The 19,005-nt window shown below is 61.3% G+C and carries 16 protein-coding genes; 6 read left to right on the forward strand and 10 right to left on the reverse strand.

The annotated features are described in order from the left end of the window. Positions 1-50 precede the first annotated feature (50 nt). Positions 51-986: an iron-sulfur-binding ferredoxin reductase gene (locus FPT12_RS17935; RefSeq protein WP_145017976.1), complete on the reverse strand. Its 936-nt coding sequence runs from the start codon at positions 984-986 to the stop codon at positions 51-53. After that, entirely contained in the window at positions 979-2,085 is a 1,107-nt protein-coding gene (locus FPT12_RS17940; protein ID WP_145017979.1) for a diguanylate cyclase, read from the reverse strand. The genes FPT12_RS17935 and FPT12_RS17940 overlap by 8 nt, the downstream gene beginning before the upstream one ends. A gap of 251 nt (positions 2,086-2,336) precedes the next feature. On the opposite strand from FPT12_RS17940, the gene FPT12_RS17945 reads away from it, so the two are divergent. The 5 genes from FPT12_RS17945 to FPT12_RS17965 all read left to right on the forward strand — a co-directional run bounded on the left by FPT12_RS17945 (position 2,337) and on the right by FPT12_RS17965 (position 9,489). Next, the gene (locus FPT12_RS17945) at positions 2,337-3,860 is read left to right on the forward strand and encodes a fumarate hydratase (RefSeq protein ID WP_008156025.1); all 1,524 of its coding nucleotides are present in this window, start codon (positions 2,337-2,339) and stop codon (positions 3,858-3,860) included. Between the two features lie 155 nt (positions 3,861-4,015). Then, positions 4,016-5,782: an ATP-binding protein gene (locus tag FPT12_RS17950; protein ID WP_145018129.1), complete on the forward strand. Its 1,767-nt coding sequence runs from the start codon at positions 4,016-4,018 to the stop codon at positions 5,780-5,782. Further along, entirely contained in the window at positions 5,776-7,101 is a 1,326-nt protein-coding gene (locus FPT12_RS17955) for a sigma-54 dependent transcriptional regulator (protein ID WP_145017983.1), read from the forward strand. Before FPT12_RS17950 ends, FPT12_RS17955 begins: the two co-directional genes overlap by 7 nt. A gap of 287 nt (positions 7,102-7,388) precedes the next feature. Then, positions 7,389-8,708, forward strand: a complete 1,320-nt coding sequence (locus FPT12_RS17960) for an MFS transporter (RefSeq protein ID WP_145017986.1) — start codon at positions 7,389-7,391, stop codon at positions 8,706-8,708. A gap of 148 nt (positions 8,709-8,856) precedes the next feature. Beyond that, a complete protein-coding gene (locus FPT12_RS17965) occupies positions 8,857-9,489 on the forward strand; it encodes a flavin reductase family protein (protein WP_054593751.1) in 633 nt (210 codons plus the stop codon). 9 nt (positions 9,490-9,498) lie between these two features. On the opposite strand, the gene FPT12_RS17970 is transcribed toward FPT12_RS17965, so the two are convergent. Both FPT12_RS17970 and FPT12_RS17975 read right to left on the reverse strand, forming a co-directional pair. Beyond that, positions 9,499-9,762 carry a hypothetical protein gene (locus FPT12_RS17970; protein ID WP_019693304.1) on the reverse strand — a complete coding sequence of 88 codons (264 nt, stop codon included), beginning with the start codon at positions 9,760-9,762 and terminating at the stop codon, positions 9,499-9,501. Between the two features lie 9 nt (positions 9,763-9,771). Continuing rightward, complete coding sequence (locus tag FPT12_RS17975) at positions 9,772-10,137, reverse strand: putative quinol monooxygenase (RefSeq protein ID WP_145017989.1); 366 nt, start codon at positions 10,135-10,137, stop codon at positions 9,772-9,774. 335 nt (positions 10,138-10,472) lie between these two features. Here FPT12_RS17975 and FPT12_RS17980 point away from each other — a divergent pair, with 335 nt between their 5' ends. Continuing rightward, positions 10,473-11,402 carry an AraC family transcriptional regulator gene (locus FPT12_RS17980; protein WP_145017992.1) on the forward strand — a complete coding sequence of 310 codons (930 nt, stop codon included), beginning with the start codon at positions 10,473-10,475 and terminating at the stop codon, positions 11,400-11,402. A 62-nt stretch (positions 11,403-11,464) separates the two neighbouring features. Here FPT12_RS17980 and FPT12_RS17985 read toward each other — a convergent pair whose 3' ends face one another. The 6 genes from FPT12_RS17985 to FPT12_RS18010 form a co-directional block, all read right to left on the reverse strand. Further along, complete coding sequence (locus FPT12_RS17985; RefSeq protein WP_103315058.1) at positions 11,465-12,520, reverse strand: ABC transporter ATP-binding protein; 1,056 nt, start codon at positions 12,518-12,520, stop codon at positions 11,465-11,467. 18 nt (positions 12,521-12,538) lie between these two features. Next, complete coding sequence (locus tag FPT12_RS17990) at positions 12,539-13,387, reverse strand: ABC transporter permease (RefSeq protein ID WP_145017995.1); 849 nt, start codon at positions 13,385-13,387, stop codon at positions 12,539-12,541. Beyond that, complete coding sequence (locus FPT12_RS17995) at positions 13,384-14,292, reverse strand: ABC transporter permease (protein ID WP_103315060.1); 909 nt, start codon at positions 14,290-14,292, stop codon at positions 13,384-13,386. Before FPT12_RS17995 ends, FPT12_RS17990 begins: the two co-directional genes overlap by 4 nt. A 193-nt stretch (positions 14,293-14,485) precedes the next feature. After that, positions 14,486-15,589, reverse strand: a complete 1,104-nt coding sequence (locus tag FPT12_RS18000; protein ID WP_145017998.1) for an ABC transporter substrate-binding protein — start codon at positions 15,587-15,589, stop codon at positions 14,486-14,488. A gap of 217 nt (positions 15,590-15,806) precedes the next feature. Further along, positions 15,807-17,255, reverse strand: coding sequence for an aldehyde dehydrogenase family protein (locus FPT12_RS18005; protein ID WP_145018001.1), 1,449 nt, complete (start codon positions 17,253-17,255; stop codon positions 15,807-15,809). Beyond that, positions 17,252-18,889: a 5-guanidino-2-oxopentanoate decarboxylase gene (locus FPT12_RS18010; protein ID WP_145018004.1), complete on the reverse strand. Its 1,638-nt coding sequence runs from the start codon at positions 18,887-18,889 to the stop codon at positions 17,252-17,254. Before FPT12_RS18010 ends, FPT12_RS18005 begins: the two co-directional genes overlap by 4 nt. Positions 18,890-19,005 lie beyond the last annotated feature (116 nt).

Consider the following 19,005-nt stretch of genomic DNA (forward strand, 5'->3'; position numbering starts at 1 on the left):
CCAGCAGGATGGCGTTGGTCATGGCGAGTCTCGTGAAAATGATTTCGCGTTCAACCCCGCGGCACGAAGACATCGGCCAGCAGTTGATTACGCGGCAGCCCCGCCAGGTACAGGCGCCGGGCAAAGGCATCGACGCTGTCGGGGTGCCCGCAGAGTAAGGCCAGGGTTTGCCGGGAAACAAGGCGCAATTGCGCCAAAGCTGCTGTCAGCTCAGCCGCCGTCAATAGCTCGACGCTAAGGTTCGGACGCTGTGCCGCCAGCGCCGCCAAAGGTTTGGCCAGGTAATGCTCGCTGGCATCATGGGCCAGGTGAATCACCCGGATGGGGCCTTGATGATCCTGGCGCAACGCCTCGCGCAACACGCCGAACAATGGCGCCAATCCGGTGCCGGCCGCCAGCAGCCACAACGGCTGGGTTTGCCAGTCGGGGTCATAATGCAGCGCGCCGCCACGCAACTCGCCCAGGCGAATCGAGTCGCCGATTTTCAGCAAGCGTGCCGCATCGCTGAATTCGCCCGGCAAGCGGCAGTCGAGGTGAAACTCCAGAAAGCGATCTTCCTGCGGCAGGCTGGCCAGCGAATACGGGCGTGCTACGCTCCCGGCCCACAGCACCAGATGCTGACCGGCCTGATAACGCAGGGGACGCTCAGGCTGCAAACGCAGGCGCAACACGCTGGGGCTTAACCAGTCGGCAGCCTCAACGGTGGCGGGAAGACCATCACGCAGCGGATCGAATACCGCCACGTGCAGGTCATCGACGACCTCGCACTGACAGGCCAGCCGCCAGCCTTGCAGGCGTTGCTCGGCGCTCAGCGCATCGGGGCGTCGATCGCTCACATCGCCTTTGACGCAATGCACCAGACACGCATGGCAACTGCCGGCGCGGCAGCTGTAGGGCACGTGCATGCCCTTCTGGTTCAGGGCATCGAGCAGGTTGCTGCCCGCTGCCACCGACCACTGAAGTTCGCCCACTCGCAACTCAGGCATCGATGTTCTCCCAGGCCGCGGCGCAGCGATTGCGGCCGTCGCGCTTGGCGCGATAAAGCGCCTGATCGGCACGCTGCAAGGCGCCATCCAGTTCTTCGCCCGACTCAAGCAAGGTCAGCCCGGCGGACAAGCTCAGGTCCTGAACCGGCAGACCGACCAGCTCAACATCGGTAAAGGCAATGCGCAGCCGCTCGCAGCAGGAGGTCAGGCGCTCGGGATCACAATCGGGTAGCAACAACACAAACTCCTCACCGCCATAACGCGCCAGGACATCGTCTTCACGCAGGCAGGCCGTGGCGACACCCGCGAACGCTTGCAACACCTGATCGCCGGCCGCATGCCCATACCGGTCGTTGATGCGTTTGAAATGGTCAAGATCAATCAGTGCCAGACCATGCACCATGCCCTCTTCCATGCTGCGCAGCTCGCGCGAGGCCAGGCGTAGAAAATGCCGGCGGTTGAACAGCCCGGTGAGTTCGTCGGTGGCCACCAGGTCTTCGAGTTGGCGCATCATCCCGCGCAAGGTGTCTTGATGCGCTTGCAAGGCAAAGCGCCGCTTGCGCATGCGTTGCCGCGAGGTCTGAACGTAGCTGGCATACAGCGTCAGCCAGACCAGCACGATAAACAACACGCAGACTTGCAGCGCCGCCAGCGCCGGGTCGGCCAGTTCGAGGTGATAGCCTTCCCAGAGGTTAAGGCCCGCAAAGCTGAAAAAGACCAAGGCCGCACACCGGATGAACGCCCGGCGCGACAGATGGAACAGGCCGAATAGCAGAATCAACAGGTAAAACACCAGAAAGACGCCGCGGGCCGAGTCCAGATGAGCGATCAACCAGGTCTGCCAGCCAAGCCCCAGCAACACCTGAACTTCGGTCAGGCCAGGGTCGGAAAACCGCAGATTGCGCCCGGTGGAAAACACCGCGAACAACACCGACTGGCTGAGTATCACCAGCAGCGTGCCGATTACCGCACCGCGCACCGGCCCTTGATAGTGGTCGCTGAGAATCACCAGCCACAGCAGCAATAACGCCAGCGCATAGGTACCCGCCGCCAGAATAAAGCGCTTGAGCAACAGACTCTGGAGAACGTTATGGGTCAATCGTTGACTCACTGTGGCTGAATTGCAGCTACAAGCTACAAGCTACAAGCTACAAGTCGCAAGCTGAAAACTTGCAGCTTGCCGCTTGTAGCTTATAGCTGCCTCGAGAACCGAGGCGCGTTATACTGCCGCGCCTTTTTAGCGTCGCGCCAGCAACCCCGGCGTGCCTTGAAAGGTGTTTGCAGCCGACCGATGCACCCCAGCTGCAAGCACCTTATTGAATGTTCCCGTCTTTTAGAGGAGCGCGACTCATGACCGTGATCAAGCAAGACGACCTGATTCAGAGCGTTGCTGACGCCCTGCAGTTCATTTCCTACTACCACCCCGTGGATTTCATCCAGGCGATGCACGAGGCCTACCTGCGTGAAGAATCGCCGGCCGCCCGCGATTCGATGGCACAGATCCTGATCAACTCGCGGATGTGCGCCACCGGCCACCGTCCGATCTGCCAGGACACCGGCATCGTCACCGTGTTTGTCCGCGTGGGCATGGACGTGCGCTGGGATGGCGCGACCATGGGCCTGGACGACATGATCAACGAAGGCGTGCGTCGCGCCTACAACCTGCCGGAAAACGTCCTGCGTGCTTCGATCCTCGCCGACCCGGCGGGCGCTCGCAAGAACACCAAGGACAACACCCCGGCCGTTATCCACTACTCGATCGTTCCGGGTAACACCGTGGAAGTCGACGTGGCAGCCAAGGGCGGCGGTTCCGAGAACAAGTCGAAAATGGCCATGCTCAACCCGTCCGACTCGATCGTTGACTGGGTGCTGAAAACCGTTCCGGAAATGGGCGCTGGCTGGTGCCCACCGGGCATGCTCGGCATCGGCATCGGCGGCACCGCCGAGAAAGCCGCGGTCATGGCCAAGGAAGTGTTGATGGAATCCATCGACATCCACGAGCTGAAAAAGCGCGGCCCGTCCAACCGTATCGAAGAGATGCGCCTGGAGCTGTTCGAGAAGGTCAACCAACTGGGCATCGGCGCCCAGGGCCTGGGTGGCCTGACCACTGTGCTCGACGTGAAGATCATGGATTACCCGACCCACGCCGCTTCGTTGCCGGTGTGCATGATCCCCAACTGCGCCGCCACCCGTCACGCGCACTTCGTGCTCGACGGTTCCGGCCCGGCGTCGCTGGAAGCGCCACCGTTGGACGCCTACCCGGAAATCGTCTGGGAAGCCGGCCCGTCGGCCCGTCGCGTCAACCTCGACACACTGACCCCGGAAGACGTGCAGAGCTGGAAGCCGGGCGAAACCGTCCTGCTGAACGGCAAGATGCTCACCGGCCGCGACGCTGCGCACAAGCGCATGGTCGAGATGCTGAACAAGGGTGAAACCCTGCCGGTGGACCTGAAAGGTCGCTTCATCTACTACGTCGGCCCGGTTGATCCGGTGCGCGAAGAAGTGGTTGGCCCTGCTGGTCCGACCACCGCCACGCGGATGGACAAGTTCACCCGTCAGATCCTCGAGCAAACCGGCCTGCTGGGCATGATCGGCAAATCCGAACGCGGCCCGACCGCGATCGAAGCGATCAAGGACCACAAGGCTGTTTACTTGATGGCAGTAGGCGGCGCGGCTTACCTGGTGGCGCAAGCGATCAAGAAATCCCGCGTGGTGGCTTTCGCCGAACTGGGCATGGAAGCGATCTACGAGTTCGACGTCAAAGACATGCCGGTGACCGTTGCGGTCGACAGCAAGGGCGAGTCGGTACACATCACCGGCCCGGCCATCTGGCAGAAGAAAATCAGCGAAAGCCTGGCAGTAGAAGTGCAATAAGCCTTTAACCGCTGGAAAAGAAAGCCGCACTGTTTGCAGAAACAGCGCGGCTTTTTTGTTATCCATTACGGCTCGCCGACGGTGTCTTTGGTCAAGCCCTCCTGTACTACTGCATGCTATGGTGCGCGCCCGTATTGCTGACTGTTTCTTACGCCATGCTTGCGATTTCTCGTCCATTACGCCTGACGCTGTACACCCTGCTGATCCTCGCCGGTGCGGCCCTCGCCGCCACCCTGGCCATGCGCCACGCTGAACGCCAGGCCCAGGTGGACGATGCTGCCCGCGCCAATCAGCAACTGGCGCTGTACGCCAATTCCCTGCATACCCTGATCGAACGCTACCGCGCGCTGCCTGCCGTGCTTGCATTGGACCCGGAACTGCGTTCGGCACTCGATGGCCCGGTCAGCCCGCAGCAGCAGGACGCGCTGAACCGCAAACTGGAAAAGATCAACGGTGCCGCGCAGTCGTCCACCCTGGAACTGCTGGATCACAACGGCCTTGCGGTGGCCGCCAGCAATTGGCGCTTGCCCAGCAGTTACGTCGGCCACAACTACGGCTTCCGCCCTTATTTCAGCCAGACCCGCAACCAGGGCGCCGGGCGCTTTTACGCGGTGGGCGTGACCAGCGGGATTCCCGGCTATTTTCTGTCCAGTGCGGTGACCGGTGACAACGGTGAGTTTCTCGGCGCCATGGTGGTAAAACTCGAGTTTCCGGAGCTGGAACGCGAATGGCGTCAAGGTAGCGACACCCTGCTGGTCAGCGATGCGCGGGGCATTGTGTTTATCGCCAATCAGCCGGGATGGCGCTATCGGTTGCTGGGCACGCTATCGGACACTGATCGCGCCGAGCTCAAAACCACGCGCCAATATGACAAGCAGCCGCTGACCCCGCTCGACCATCAACCGATCCGACACTTTGACGAGAACAGTTACCTGGCCCGTGTCGACGGCCCCGATGGCGTAGCGGATTACCTGTGGGAATCGCTGCCCTTGAGCACCGAAGGCTGGACCTTGCACCTGTTGCGGCGCCCGCAGGTGGCCTTCGAAGATTTGCGTAACGCCGGGCTGGCCGCTGCCGGAGTGTGGCTGACGCTGGTGTTTTTGCTGCTGTTTCTCAGCCAGCGTTGGCGTCTGGCCAAGCTGCGTCAGCGCAGCCGCGAAGAGCTCGAACGCCTGGTTGAAGAGCGCACCCGCGACCTGCGCACCGCTCAGGACGGTCTGGTGCAATCAGCCAAACTCGCGGCGCTGGGGCAGATGTCGGCGGCCCTGGCCCATGAAATCAACCAGCCACTCACCGCCCAACGCATGCAACTGGCAACCTTACGCTTGCTGCTCGATCACGGTCGGATCGATGACGCGTATAAAGCGCTGAAACCGGTGGACGAGATGCTGACACGCATGGCGGCGATTACTGGCCACCTCAAAACCTTCGCACGTAAAAGCCCCAGCGGTTTGCGCGAGCGTCTGGATCTGGCATCGGTGGTCGATCAATCACTGCAACTGCTCGACGCTCGGCTACGTGATGAACAGATCGACTGCGTATTGCACCTGAGTCGCCCGGCCTGGGTTCGCGGCGATGCAATTCGCCTGGAACAGGTGCTGATCAATCTGCTGCGCAATGCCCTCGATGCAATGCGTGACAAACCGCTCAAGCGTCTGGAAATCCGCCTTGAAGCCGATGAACAGTTGTGGCGCCTGACGGTCGCCGACAACGGCGGCGGTATTGCGCTGCAGGATCTGCCGAATATCTTCGATCCGTTCTTCACCACCAAACCGGTAGGTGATGGCCTGGGCCTTGGGCTGGCGGTATCGTTCGCCATCGTGCATGAACTTGGCGGTCGCCTGAGCGCCGACAATCACGGCGACGGCGCCATCTTCACCCTCACTTTGCCCATCGATCTGGAGGCGCACATTCAATGTTGAACGCGGTGATCGTGGTCGATGACGAAAGCAGTATTCGCGATGCCGTCGAACAATGGCTGAGCCTCTCGGGGTTCGAGGTCAAACTGTTCAGCCGCGCCGATGAATGCCTGACGCAGCTGCCGGCGAATTTTCCCGGGGTGATCCTCAGCGATGTGCGAATGCCCGGCATGACCGGCCTGGAACTCCTGGCCCGGTTGCAGCAAGTGGACGCCGATTTGCCAGTGATCCTGCTGACCGGTCACGGCGATGTGCCGATGGCGGTCGAAGCCATGCGCGATGGCGCCTACGACTTCCTTGAAAAACCCTTCAGCCCGGAAACCTTGCTCAGCAGCCTGCGCCGGGCGCTCGACAAACGTCGGCTGGTGCTGGAAAACCGTGCCCTGCACGAGCAGGCCGATAACCGCAGCAAACTCGACGCCAGCCTGCTCGGGGTCTCTCGTGGTTTGCAGACCCTGCGCCGGCAAGTGCTGGACCTCGCGGCGCTGCCAGTGAATGTGCTGATCCGTGGCGAAACCGGCAGCGGCAAAGAGCTGGTCGCCCGCTGCCTGCATGATTTCGGCCCGCGCGCCGACAAGCCGTTCGTGGCGCTTAACTGTGCGGCGATCCCCGAGCAGCTGTTCGAAGCCGAGTTGTTCGGTCATGAAAGCGGCGCCTTCACCGGCGCTCAGGGCAAACGTATCGGCAAGCTTGAGTACGCCGATGGCGGCACCTTATTCCTCGATGAAATCGAAAGCATGCCACTGGCTCAGCAGGTCAAACTACTGCGCGTGTTGCAGGAGCAAAAGCTCGAACGGCTGGGCTCCAACCAGAGCATTCACGTGGACCTGCGGATCATCGCCGCGACCAAACCCGACCTGCTGGATGAAGCCCGCGCCGGGCGTTTTCGCGAAGACCTGGCGTATCGGCTGAACGTCGCGGAGTTGCGCTTGCCGCCATTGCGCGAACGGCGTGAGGACATTCCATTGTTGTTCGAACACTTCGCTCACGCCGCCGCGCAGCGGCTGGGACGCAACTTTCCACCGCTCACTGGCCCGCAGTTGAGTCGGTTGCTGAGCCATGACTGGCCGGGCAATGTGCGCGAACTGGCGAACGTCGCCGAGCGCCAGGTACTGGGCCTGGGTGAACCGGAACCGGTCGGCATCGAGCCCGGCCAGTCCCTCGCCGCCCAGCAGGAAGCTTTCGAAGCCCACTGCCTGCGAGCCGCGCTGACCCGGCATAAGGGCGACATCAAAGCCGTGCTGGAAGAACTGCAACTGCCGCGCCGGACCTTCAATGAAAAGATGCAGCGGCATGGGCTGAGCCGAGAGATGTTTCTGTAATCAATCGTTCCCACGCGCAGCAAAGGAATGCAGCCCGTGACGCTCCGCGTCACTTCCGCGAGGGGGACGCGGAGCGTCCCTTGAGGCATTCCCACGCAGAGCATGGGAACGATCATGCGTAGGCGGATTTTTGCTCATCACCCTACTCGCCATAAGCGGATTTCCGCTCACCCATTCCCGCAACCCCCTCTAAACCGGCCATCAGCCCCTTGGCACAGCTCCTGCTATAGCCCTCCCAGGCTGCGTTTACGCGCGCTCCACAAAAACAATTAAATGAAGGATCCGTCATGGATAACTCACAAACCCTGCCTCTTGGGTCGGCCGCTGTGCCTGCCAAAGAAAAGACCACCGCCAGCCGCATCAGATCGATCTTCAGCGGCTCTGTCGGCAACATGGTCGAGTGGTACGACTGGTATGTCTACGCCGCCTTCTCGCTGTATTTCGCCAAAGCCTTTTTCCCCAAAGGCGACACCACCGCCCAACTGCTGAACACCGCTGCGATTTTCGCCGTGGGCTTTCTGATGCGCCCGATCGGCGGCTGGCTGATGGGCCTGTATGCCGACCGCGCCGGGCGTAAAGCCGCGCTGATGGCGTCGGTGTACCTGATGTGCTTCGGCTCGCTGATCATTGCATTGAGCCCGGGTTATGAAACCATCGGCGTCGGCGCACCGATTCTGTTGGTGTTCGCCCGTTTGCTGCAGGGCCTGTCAGTCGGTGGCGAATACGGCACCTCGGCAACCTACCTGAGCGAAATGGCGACCAAGGAACGTCGCGGCTTCTTCTCGAGCTTCCAGTACGTCACGCTGATCTCCGGCCAGCTCATCGCCCTCGGCGTGTTGATCGTGCTGCAGCAAACCCTGACCACCGAACAACTGTACGACTGGGGCTGGCGTATTCCGTTTGCCATCGGCGCGCTGTGTGCCATCGTCGCGTTGTACCTGCGTCGCGGGATGGAGGAAACCGAGTCGTTCACCAAGAAAGAAAAGTCCAAAGAAAGCGCCATGCGCACCCTGCTGCGCCATCCCAAGGAACTGATGACCGTGGTCGGCCTGACCATGGGCGGCACCCTGGCCTTCTACACCTACACCACCTACATGCAGAAATACCTGGTGAACACGGTCGGCATGAGCATCTCCGACTCCACCACCATTTCGGCGGCCACGCTGTTCCTGTTCATGTGCCTGCAACCGGTCATCGGCGGCTTGTCGGATAAAGTCGGGCGGCGGCCGATCCTGATTGCCTTCGGCATTCTCGGTACTCTGTTCACCGTGCCGATCCTCACCACACTGCACACCATCCAGACCTGGTGGGGCGCGTTCTTCCTGATCATGGCGGCGCTGATCATCGTCAGCGGCTACACCTCGATTAACGCGGTGGTCAAAGCCGAACTGTTCCCGACTGAAATCCGCGCCCTGGGCGTCGGCCTGCCGTATGCACTGACCGTGTCGATCTTCGGCGGTACCGCTGAATACATCGCCCTGTGGTTCAAGAGCATTGGCATGGAAACCGGTTACTACTGGTATGTCACGGCCTGCATCGCGGTGTCGTTGCTGGTGTACGTGACCATGAAAGACACCCGCAAACACTCGCGGATCGAGACTGACTGACCGCGTTCGGCAGTCACTGCAACGGTGACTGCCTGTGATCGTTCCCACGCGGTAGCGTGGGAACGATCAATCTTTCCTAGAGTGGCACTCACCCTCAATGACTTGCACTATGGCAACCTTCACTTTTACGTCTGCGCAAGAGCCCGCCATGTCTGATGATATTCACTACTACGAACCTGCCCTGGGCCACGGCCTGCCCCACGACCCGTTCAACGCGATCGTCGGCCCGCGGCCTATCGGCTGGATTTCCTCGCAGGATGCCGAAGGTCGGCTGAACCTGGCGCCGTACAGTTTTTTCAACGCGTTCAACTACATTCCGCCGATCATCGGGTTCTCAAGCGTCGGCCGTAAAGACAGCCTGAACAACATCGAGCAGACCGGCGAATTCGCCTGGAACCTGGCCACCCGTCCGCTGGCCGAGCAGATGAACCAGAGTTGCGCGACGGTCCCGGCCGACGTCAACGAGTTCGAACTGGCCGGGCTGACGCCGGCAGCCTCGAAAATCATTCAGGTACCGCGGGTCGCTGAAAGCCCGGTGTCCTTCGAGTGCAAGGTCACGCAGATCATTCAGTTGCAACGCGCCGACAAGGAAGTGGTGCCGAGCTGGCTGATCCTCGGCGAAGTGGTCGCGGTGCATATTGCCAAGTGGCTGCTCAAGGATGGGGTGTACGACACCGCCGCGGCAGAACCGATTCTGCGCGGCGGCGGGCCGGCGGATTATTTCCAGCTGGGGCCAGAGGCCTTGTTCAAGATGTTCCGCCCGGGGGCGACCAAGGCATAAGCCAAAGGGTTACCAGACCAGTTCGCCGTCTTCAGCGACGTCGGTCAACTGCTCAAGCTTCTGCTCGGCAGCCTGATCGGCTTCGAAGGCGGTCTTGAATGTCTGCTCATCGAGGATTTTGTGAAAACGCGGGGCGCCTGAGCCACCCAGGGCTTTGACGGCGATGGCGGCGCTGTAGCCTCCTTCACCCGGTACTACGGCGGAAACAGCTTCGAACTGTGCAAACTCTTTACGTGCCATGTCGCGGATCCTGGCCAATGGAAAGTCGGCCATTCTAAACCGTCAGCTGGCCAACTGCTGTAGTGAGGTGCTGTTCAACTGCGGATATTCACCGCGAGCCTGAGCCGCCGACACTTCGCTGAAGGTGTGAAAATCCAGGCTGTTGACCACCAACTCCTGCACCAGCTCGGCAAAGATCTGCATGGCCGGGGTGCCGAAGTAGGCGGTCATGGCCTGCTGGTCGACCCAAAAACCGGACACCAGCCACAGCTCGGGATCGCACAACGAATGCTGCAAGGCAAAGTGCAGGCACCCGCTGGCCTGACGCGACGGTTCGATCAGGCTGCTCAAACGCGCGCCCAACTCCATCGAGCGGCCGGCACGGGCACGGACAAAAGCCATATGGCTGACGGGGATCTGCGTGGACATGTTCGACTCTCCCTGATGTAGACGATCGGCAGCCTGAGAGAAGCTGCGACAGGGACAGAGATTAAGCGACAGGTGCCAGGCCCGTTAGTCGATTCCTGCCGGCTTGTTGCACAATCCTGCACGCAAACAGCGTTATCGCCGTGCCATGGCAAGATCTGATCCTGGAATGTGACAAAGGGGTTTCAAGCAAGTTTTCCCGCGTTCTGTTCACGTTCTCTATGCTGAATCCGACCACACAGCAGGATCAGGCAAGTTTTGCGCAGGATTCGCCTACCACCTGGACTTGCACAAATTTAAGCTGTGCTCATCCCATCTCCTGGCCGAGGATGTTTTGCATGCCATCTCTGGATTCCACTCACGCCCCGCTGGACGCCAACATGGAAAAACAGCGCGTGGAGCTCTCGGCAATCATTCGTCGCAATACCTGCGAGGATGGCAGCTACGCGACCGCCATCGGTTCGTTGTTTTTGTCGCGGCACAGCCACTCCCACGACTTTGCCCCGGTGCTCGCGCAGCCGGCCCTGTGCATCATGGCCCAAGGGCGCAAGGAAGTTCGGCTGGCCGACGAAGTCTTCAACTACGACCCGCTCAACTATTTAGTGGTCTCGGTCTCGATGCCCCTCAGCGGACGGGTGGTCGATGTCTCGCCGGAAGAACCGATTCTGGCCTTGCGCCTGGATATCGACCCAGCGGAAATCACCGCATTGATTGCCGACGCCGGGCCCATCGGCGTGCCCACCCGCCCCGCCGGGCGCGGTCTGTATGTCGAACAACTGGATCAGCCGATGCTCGATGCCGTGCTGCGTCTGGCGCGCTTGCTCGACACCCCGAAAGACATCGCGATGCTCGCGCCGCTGATTCGTCGGGAGATTCTCTATCGCTTGTTGCGCAGCCCCCAGGGCCATCGACTGTATGAGATTGCCGTCGCCAACAGCCAGAGCCATCGCATCGGCCAGGCGATCAAATGGCTCAACGGCAACTACGAGCAGCCGTTGCGCATCGATGAGTTGGCCAAGGAAGTGAACCTGAGCGTGTCGACCCTGCACCATCGCTTCAAGGCAATGACGGCCATGAGTCCACTGCAGTATCAGAAGCAACTGCGCCTGCAAGAGGCGCGGCGCTTGATGCTCGCCGAGGGCATCGATGCCTCGGCGGCAGGTTACCGCGTGGGCTATGAAAGCCCCTCGCAGTTCAGCCGCGAGTACAGCCGGCTGTTTGGCGCGCCGCCGTTGCGGGATCTGGCGCGGTTGCGGATGTCCGTCTAATTAGACTTTTCGGCAGGCTGTGCCGGCCTCATCGCGAGCAGGCTCGCGATAGGGCCAGTAAGTCAGGCGGCGAGTACGCGGCAGGCTTCGGATGGAATGGTCACCGACACAGGGTTGCCGATGCTCAGGCCGATGCCCTGGCACGGTGTACTCAACGCTGTCAGCGTCACGCCGGAGCACTCGACCGTGGTTTCGATGGTCGCGCCGATATCGCGCACGAACGTCACCCTGCCCAGCAAGCGATTACCGGCGGTTGCCTGTGGGTGCGACAGCTGGAGGTCTTCCGGACGCACCAGCATCTTGACCTTTTCGCCCACCACGATGCTGCTGCAAATCGGTACCTGAAGCGCATCCCCACCGGGTAAACCGACTTTACCGTCACCCAACGCGGTGGCCGGAAAAATGTTCCCCGAGCCGATAAAGTCGGCGACGAACTCGTTGGCCGGATGCCGGTAGATCTCGATCGGCGTGCCGACCTGCTGCACCCGATTCTGCCCCAGCACTACCACGATATCGGCCATGGTCATGGCTTCGCGCTGGTCGTGGGTGACCATGATGGTGGTGATGTTGAGGCGTTGCTGAAGCTGGCGAATCTCCACTTGCATCGATTCGCGCAGCTTGGCATCAAGGGCCGACAGCGGTTCGTCGAGCAGGAGGATTTTCGGGTGCGAGGCAATCGCCCGGGCAATTGCTACGCGCTGACGTTGTCCACCCGAGAGCTTCGCAACCGGGCGATCAATCATTTCTTGCAGCTGAATCAGTTCCAGCAACTCCACCACCCGCGCCTGCTGATCGGCCTTGCTCACGCCACGCAGTTTCAGCGGATAGGCGATGTTCTCGCCAACCGTCATGTGCGGGAACAGCGCCAGCGACTGAAACACCATGCCGAAGTTACGCAGGTGCGCCGGTGTGTTGCCGATGTCTTCGCCGTCCAGACGAATCTCGCCGTCGGAAAGGGTTTCCAGGCCGGCAATCATCCGCAGCAAGGTGGTTTTGCCACAGCCTGAAGGGCCGAGAAAACACACCAGTTTGCCCTCAGGCAGGTGCAGATTGACGTCCTTCACCGCACACGCCGTGCCGTAACGTTTCTCGACGTTTTCCAGAATCAGACCAGTCATATTAATTACCTCCAGAAATCAGAACGAGACGCCACCTTCACCAACCAGCTTCTCCAACGCCCAAATGAGGACGAAGTCGATCAGCACGATCAGCACGGCAAACGAGAATACGGTTGGGTCCAGCGACGATACGGTGCGGCTGAACATCCAGATAGGCATGGTCATGACATCGATGGTGTAGAGGAAGTAAGTCACGGTGAACTCGTTGAATGAGACAATGAACGCCAGCAGCATCCCGGCGAGGATCCCCGACTTCATCAACGGCACGACCACATCGACAGTCGCCCGCATCGGCGAAGCGCCGAGCATTTGTGCGGCCTCTTCGACTTCGCTGCCGATGGACAGCATCGCCGCCGTGCAGTTTTTCACCACAAACGGCAAGGCCAGGATGACGTGGGCAATCACCAGTCGCGACACCGTCATCTGGAACGGCAGGCTGTCGAACACCAGCAACAACGCCAGGCCCAGTACCACCATCGGAAACACCAACGGCAGCGACATCAATTGCAGTGCCACGGCTTTGCCACGGAACTCCAGACGGGTCAGCGCATAAGCCGCCGGCACCGCAACGAGGGTGGCGAAGATCATGGCCATGAACGACACCATCAGGCTGGTGGTCATGGCTTTGCCCAGGCTCAGCACATCACTGGCGTCCGGGGATGCGAAGGTGTGCCAGGCGGCCTTGTACCATTGCAGGCTGTAACTGCTGGGTGGGAAGTCGAGGTTCGAAGAACCACTGAACGACATGACAATCATGGTCAGGATCGGCAACACCGCCAGAAACAGGATGACACCTGAAAGGATCCCGGCAAATTTTCCGGTATCGCCCGGCAACAGCGACAGGCGCTTCTTGATCAACGTGCTCATTGCGAAGCCTCCAGCATGCGCCGACGACGGCCAGTGATGTATTCGGACAAGGTCATGATGGCCAGCGTGGTGACGATCAGCACCACACCCGCAGCGGAAGCGGCTGGCCAGTTCATCAGCGGGGCGATCTGGTCATGCACCATCACCGCGAGCATCGGCACGCGCCGACCACCGAGCAGCAAGGGCACCACAAAGCTGCTGGCGTTATAGGCAAATACCAGGGTCGCGCCGGTGATGATTCCCGGCATGCTCATCGGCAGCACCACCTGGAAAAACACCTTCAAGCGGCTCGCGCCCAAGGTCGCCGCGGCTTCCTCGTAAGTGCGCGCAACGCCGCGCATGGCACTGGCAATCGGCAGCACGGCCAACGGGAAAGCGGTTTGGACCAGGCCCATCAAGACGCCGTTCTGGTTGTACAGCAGCATGATCGGACGCTTGATCAATCCGAGGCCCATCAGCGCCTGGTTGAGCATCCCGCCAGGTCCGAGGATCACCAGCCAGCCGTAGCTTTGCAGCAACAGGTTGACCAGCAACGGCAACAGCACGGCGGCCAGAAATACTCGGCGCAGCAACGGCGAGGTCAGGCGCGACATGGTGTACGCCACCGGAATCGCCAGCAGTACGGCAATCACCGCGCTGATCAGCGCCAGACGCAAGGTCAGCAGCAGGGATTTGAGGTAATAGGGTTCCAGCAACTGGGCATAACTGGCCAGGCTGAATCCGCTCCATTCCGCGCCTTTGGTGCCCACGCTCATGCGCAACACCAGCAGGCTGGCGGCAATCAGCACACCGAGAAACAGCATCGATGGCGAAAGAAATAACCAGGCGCGCGTCGTCGGCGAAACGCCGAAGCTCGGGCGTACGGCAACGGGGCTGACCGTTTGGGTCAGAGGTTGGTGTTCCATAGCAATGGTCTCGTCAATGGAAAGCAGCTGAGTGAACACACGCTTTGAATCCACATTGGCCCCTGTGGGAGCGAGCTTGCTCGCGATAGCAGACTGTCAGTCGACATCAATGTCGACTGATGAGCAGTCATCGCGAGCAAGCTCGCTCCCACAGGGGGGGGTGGTGCTCCAAAGGGCTGTGTTCGACACTCGATCAGGAAGAGAAGATTTCCGTGTAACGACGAATCCATTGGTCATGCACAGTCGCCAGGAAGGCGTTGTCGTGCATGATCGCCTTCTCGGCAATCTGCTCCGGCGTCAGGATGTACGGGCTCTTGCGCGCTTCGGCAGAGATGATTGCCTTGGCGTTGACCGGGCCGTTATAGATGTCTTCGGCCATCTTGCCCTGCACCAGCGGATCGAGTGAGTGGTTGATGAAGGCATAGGCCAGGTCGGTATCGCCCGGACGGTTCTTCGGCATGACCGACTGCATCAGGTCGGTGTAGAAACCTTCCTTCATGCCAAAGGTTGCACTCAGACCGTAGTTCGGATCGCGGATCTGTTTCGGGAAGAACGCTGGAGCGTACAGCCCCCCCATGTCCAGGGAGCCGGTGCGGAACAGTTCGGCAATCTGGTTCGGGTTTTCCCCCAGGGTCACCACGCGGCTCTTGAGCTCGGCGAGCTTCTTGAAGCCGGGTTCGATGTTGTGTTCGTCACCACCGGCCAGTTTGGCGGCGATGATGATCAGGTCCATGGCCTCGGTCCAGTTCGGCGGCGGCAGGAAGATGTTCGGCGCCAGGTCCGCGTCCCACAGGGCCGCGTAGCTGTCCGGGGCTTCTTTCTGCGTGCGGCTGCTGTAGACGAGGCTGTTGCACCAGAGCAGATAACCGATGCCGTGGCCGTTGGCCCCGGTGCGGTATTTCTCCGGTACGTCGATCAGGTTGGGAATGCGGTTCAGGTCGGGCTTTTCCAGCAGGCCGGCTGCGGCCAGGCCTTCAGCGCCCACACCAGCCAGGGTGATGACGTCGTATTGCGGACGATCACCACCGGCCTTCAGTTTGGCGACCATTTCCGAAGTACTGCCGGTGCGGTCCGCGATGACCTTGGCGCCGGTTTTGGCTTCAAAGGTCGCGGCGATGTTGCGCAGCGCGGCAAGCCCGGTGTCATCGGACCAGGTCAACAGCCGCAGGGTCTTGCCCTGAAAACGTGTGTCACTGGCGTTGGCGCGGATGAACGGCATGCTCATGGCGGCCACCGCAACCGATGCAACACCGACGGTCTTGATGAATTGTCTTCTGTTCAGATCATGATCGCCCATGAAGGACTCCCTTTATTGTTGTAGGTATGAGTTAGGAGCATCCCTTGCGCCCGCGCTCTTCGATCCGCTGCAAGCCCCCGTAATACAAGGGTTGTAGCGAGGTCTGCGGGTTCATCCTGAGGTCACGCAAAACGCGCAACAATCGAAAAAAAATCATTGGTGCCATGTCCCAGGCGCATGCCTCGTTACGAGGCATGCGCGGACCGTTTTCGTGCCGTCAGACGGCGCGAATCACGTGCTTTATTTCTTGAAACGCCTGCAAGCCCCACGGCCCCAACTCGCGGCCGATGCTGCTCTGCTTGTAGCCGCCCCAGGCCGTCTGCGGGAAGATCACCTGCGGCGCGTTGATCCACACCAACCCGGCCTGCAAGGCGTTGGCGACCCGTTCGGCGGTCAGCGGATCACCGCTGACCACGCTGGCCACCAGACCGAACTGGCTGTCGTTGGCCAGCTCGATCGCCTCCTGCTCCGAGGCAAAACTGCGGACACAGAGCACCGGGCCAAAAATCTCTTCACACCACAACGCACTGTCGAGGGGCACTTCAGTGAAAATGGTCGGCCGCAAAAAATAGCCATGCGGCAGATCGGCAGGCCGGTCACCGCCACAGACCAGCCGCGCGCCCGCGCTCAAGCCGCGATCAATGTGGCCCTGCACCCGCTGGTATTGCGCCTGATTGACCAACGCGCCCATTTCAACCTCGGGATCAAACGGGTCAGCCACGCGGATCGCCTTGGCCCGCGCCGTCAGGCGCAGCAGGAATTCATCCGCCAGTTCATCGGCGACCAACACCCGGCTGGTGGCCGAACACATCTGCCCGGCGTTGAAGAAACCACCGCCGCAGGCCAGCTCCACGGCCAGCTCAAGATCGGCATCCGCCAGCACCAGCAGCGAGGATTTGCCACCCAGTTCCAGGCTCACGCCTTTGACGGTTTCCGCCGCACGCTGCATGACCTGAACGCCCACCGCGTTGCTGCCGGTGAAGGAGATTTTCGCTACCCCCGGATCGGCCGACAGCGGCGCACCGACCGCCAGCCCTGTACCGCAGACCAGGTTGAAGACACCGTTGGGCAAACCGCTCTCGGCGATGATCGCCGCCAGTTCCAGCTCCGGCAGCGGCGTGACTTCCGAAGGTTTGAGCACCACGCAGCACCCCGCCGCCAAGGCTGGCGCGAGCTTCCAGGCGGTGGTGACCATCGGGAAGTTCCACGGCACGATCAACCCGACCACACCGCACGCTTCACGGCGCACGCGGGCGGCGAAGTCTTCGCTCGGCAGCTCCACAACGCGGTCCTGGCCGGCGTCCAGCGCTTCAGCGAGACCCGCGTAATACTCGAACGTGGCGATCACGTCATCGACGTCGATGCCCGCTTCGAACTGTGGCTTGCCGTTGTTGCTCGACTGCAAGTACATCAAGCGCTCGCGGCGTGCCTGCACACCGTTGGCAATCTTGCGCAGCACCGCGCCGCGCTCGGCACCGGTGGTTTTCGACCACTGCACAAACGCCGCGCTGGCCGCCGTGACCGCTTGATCAACTGCGCGCTGATCGCCACCCTTGACGGTGGTCAACAGCGCTTCGGTCGCCGGATTGATGACCCGCAAATGCTCGTCGCCAGCCGACCATTGGCCGTCGATGTACAGACCTTCCTGGGTGATTGGAAAGCTCATGCCGACACCGCCTTCATCCACTGGGTCTGGTCGATTTCGATCAGCGTCGGGCCCTGGCGATCAGTCGCCGCACGCAGTGCCGCGCGCAGCTCTTCGACACCGCTGACAGCGTGTGCCGCACAGCCCAGGCCTTTGGCCACGGCGATGAAATCCGGGGTATAGATGTCGACGCCAACCGGTTCGATGTCGCGGTTGACCATGTATTTCTTGATCTCTTCGTAGCCCTGGTTGTTCCACAACAGGACGATGACCGGGGTGCGTGCTTCCACCGCACTGGCCAGTTCCGGCAAGGTGAATTGCAGGCCGCCGTCGCCGATCAGGCACACCACCGGTGGACGACTGTTGCGTTCCTGACCACCACCGAGCCACGCGCCAATGGCCGCCGGCAAGGCATAGCCGAGGGTGCCGTAGCCGGTCGACGAGTTGAACCAGCGACGCGGGCGCTCCGGGTTGAATGTCAGGTTGCCGGTGTACACCGGTTGGGTCGAGTCGCCGACGAATACCGCTTCCGGCAACTCATCCTGCACGGTGTGCAGGAACAGCGTCTGCGCACGGGTTGGCGCATCCCAGATAGTTTCAAGCTCGGCACGTAAGCTGGCAGCGCGAGCCTGGCCCCAATCGCTGCAACGCTCGGCGAGCGAATGTTTGGCCAGGCCGTCTAGCAAGGCCTGGGCCGCGCTTTGTGCGTCGGAGACCAGCGCCACCTTCGGTGGGTAGTTGCGCACGGTCTGGTCCGGATCGATGTCGACCCGCAGCAAGGTGCCCGGAATTTCAAAGCCGCCGGCAAAGGTCACGTCGTAGTCGGTCTCGGCCAGTTCAGTACCGATTGCCAGCACCACGTCGGCGTCAGCCACCAGGGCGCGGGTGGCCACCAGCGTTTGCGTCGAACCGATCAGCAACGGGTGCGCCGACGGCAGCATGCCTTTGGCGTTGATGGTCAACGCTACCGGTGCATCGAGTAATTCGGCGAGCCGGGTCAGCTCGGCCGCCGCGTCAATCGAACCGCCACCGGCGAGGATCAACGGGCGTTTGGCGTTGGCCAGCAATTCGCTCATCTGCGCCACGGCCGACGGCGCCGCACCGGCGCGAGTGATGCTCACCGGTTGGCTGGCGAGCAAGGCATCGGCGTCTTCGACCAGCACGTCGAGCGGAATTTCGATGTGCACCGGACGCGGCCGGCCAGCCTGGAACAAGGCAAAGGCACGGGCCAGTACACCTGGCAATTCAGCAGCGGACATCAGCGTATGGGAGAACGCCGCAACGCCGGCCACCAGCGCGCCCTGGTTCGGCAGTTCGTGCAGCTTGCCGCGTCCACCGCCCAACTGACTGCGCGATTGCACGCTGGAAATCACCAGCATCGGGATCGAATCGGCGTAGGCCTGGCCCATCGCCGTGGCGATGTTGGTCATGCCGGGACCGGTGATGATGAAGCACACACCCGGTTTGCCGCTGGTGCGTGCATAACCGTCAGCCATGAAGCCGGCACCCTGCTCGTGACGCGGAGTAACGTGGTTGATGCTCGAACGGGCCAGCCCGCGATACAGCTCAACGGTATGCACGCCGGGAATGCCGAACACCTGCTCGACCCCGTAACCTTCGAGTAACTTGACCAATACTTCGCCGCACGTCGCCATATCTTTACCCTTCTTGTTCGTTGAGACGCTGGCCCCGCGCGGCATTTGAAGGCGCGCTGCAGTGCTCAGTCATGGCGTTATTGGAACGGTCTGCGGGTAGCCGCAACAATCGATAA

This window comes from Pseudomonas sp. H3(2019), assembly GCF_007713465.1.
Lineage (GTDB): Bacteria > Pseudomonadota > Gammaproteobacteria > Pseudomonadales > Pseudomonadaceae > Aquipseudomonas.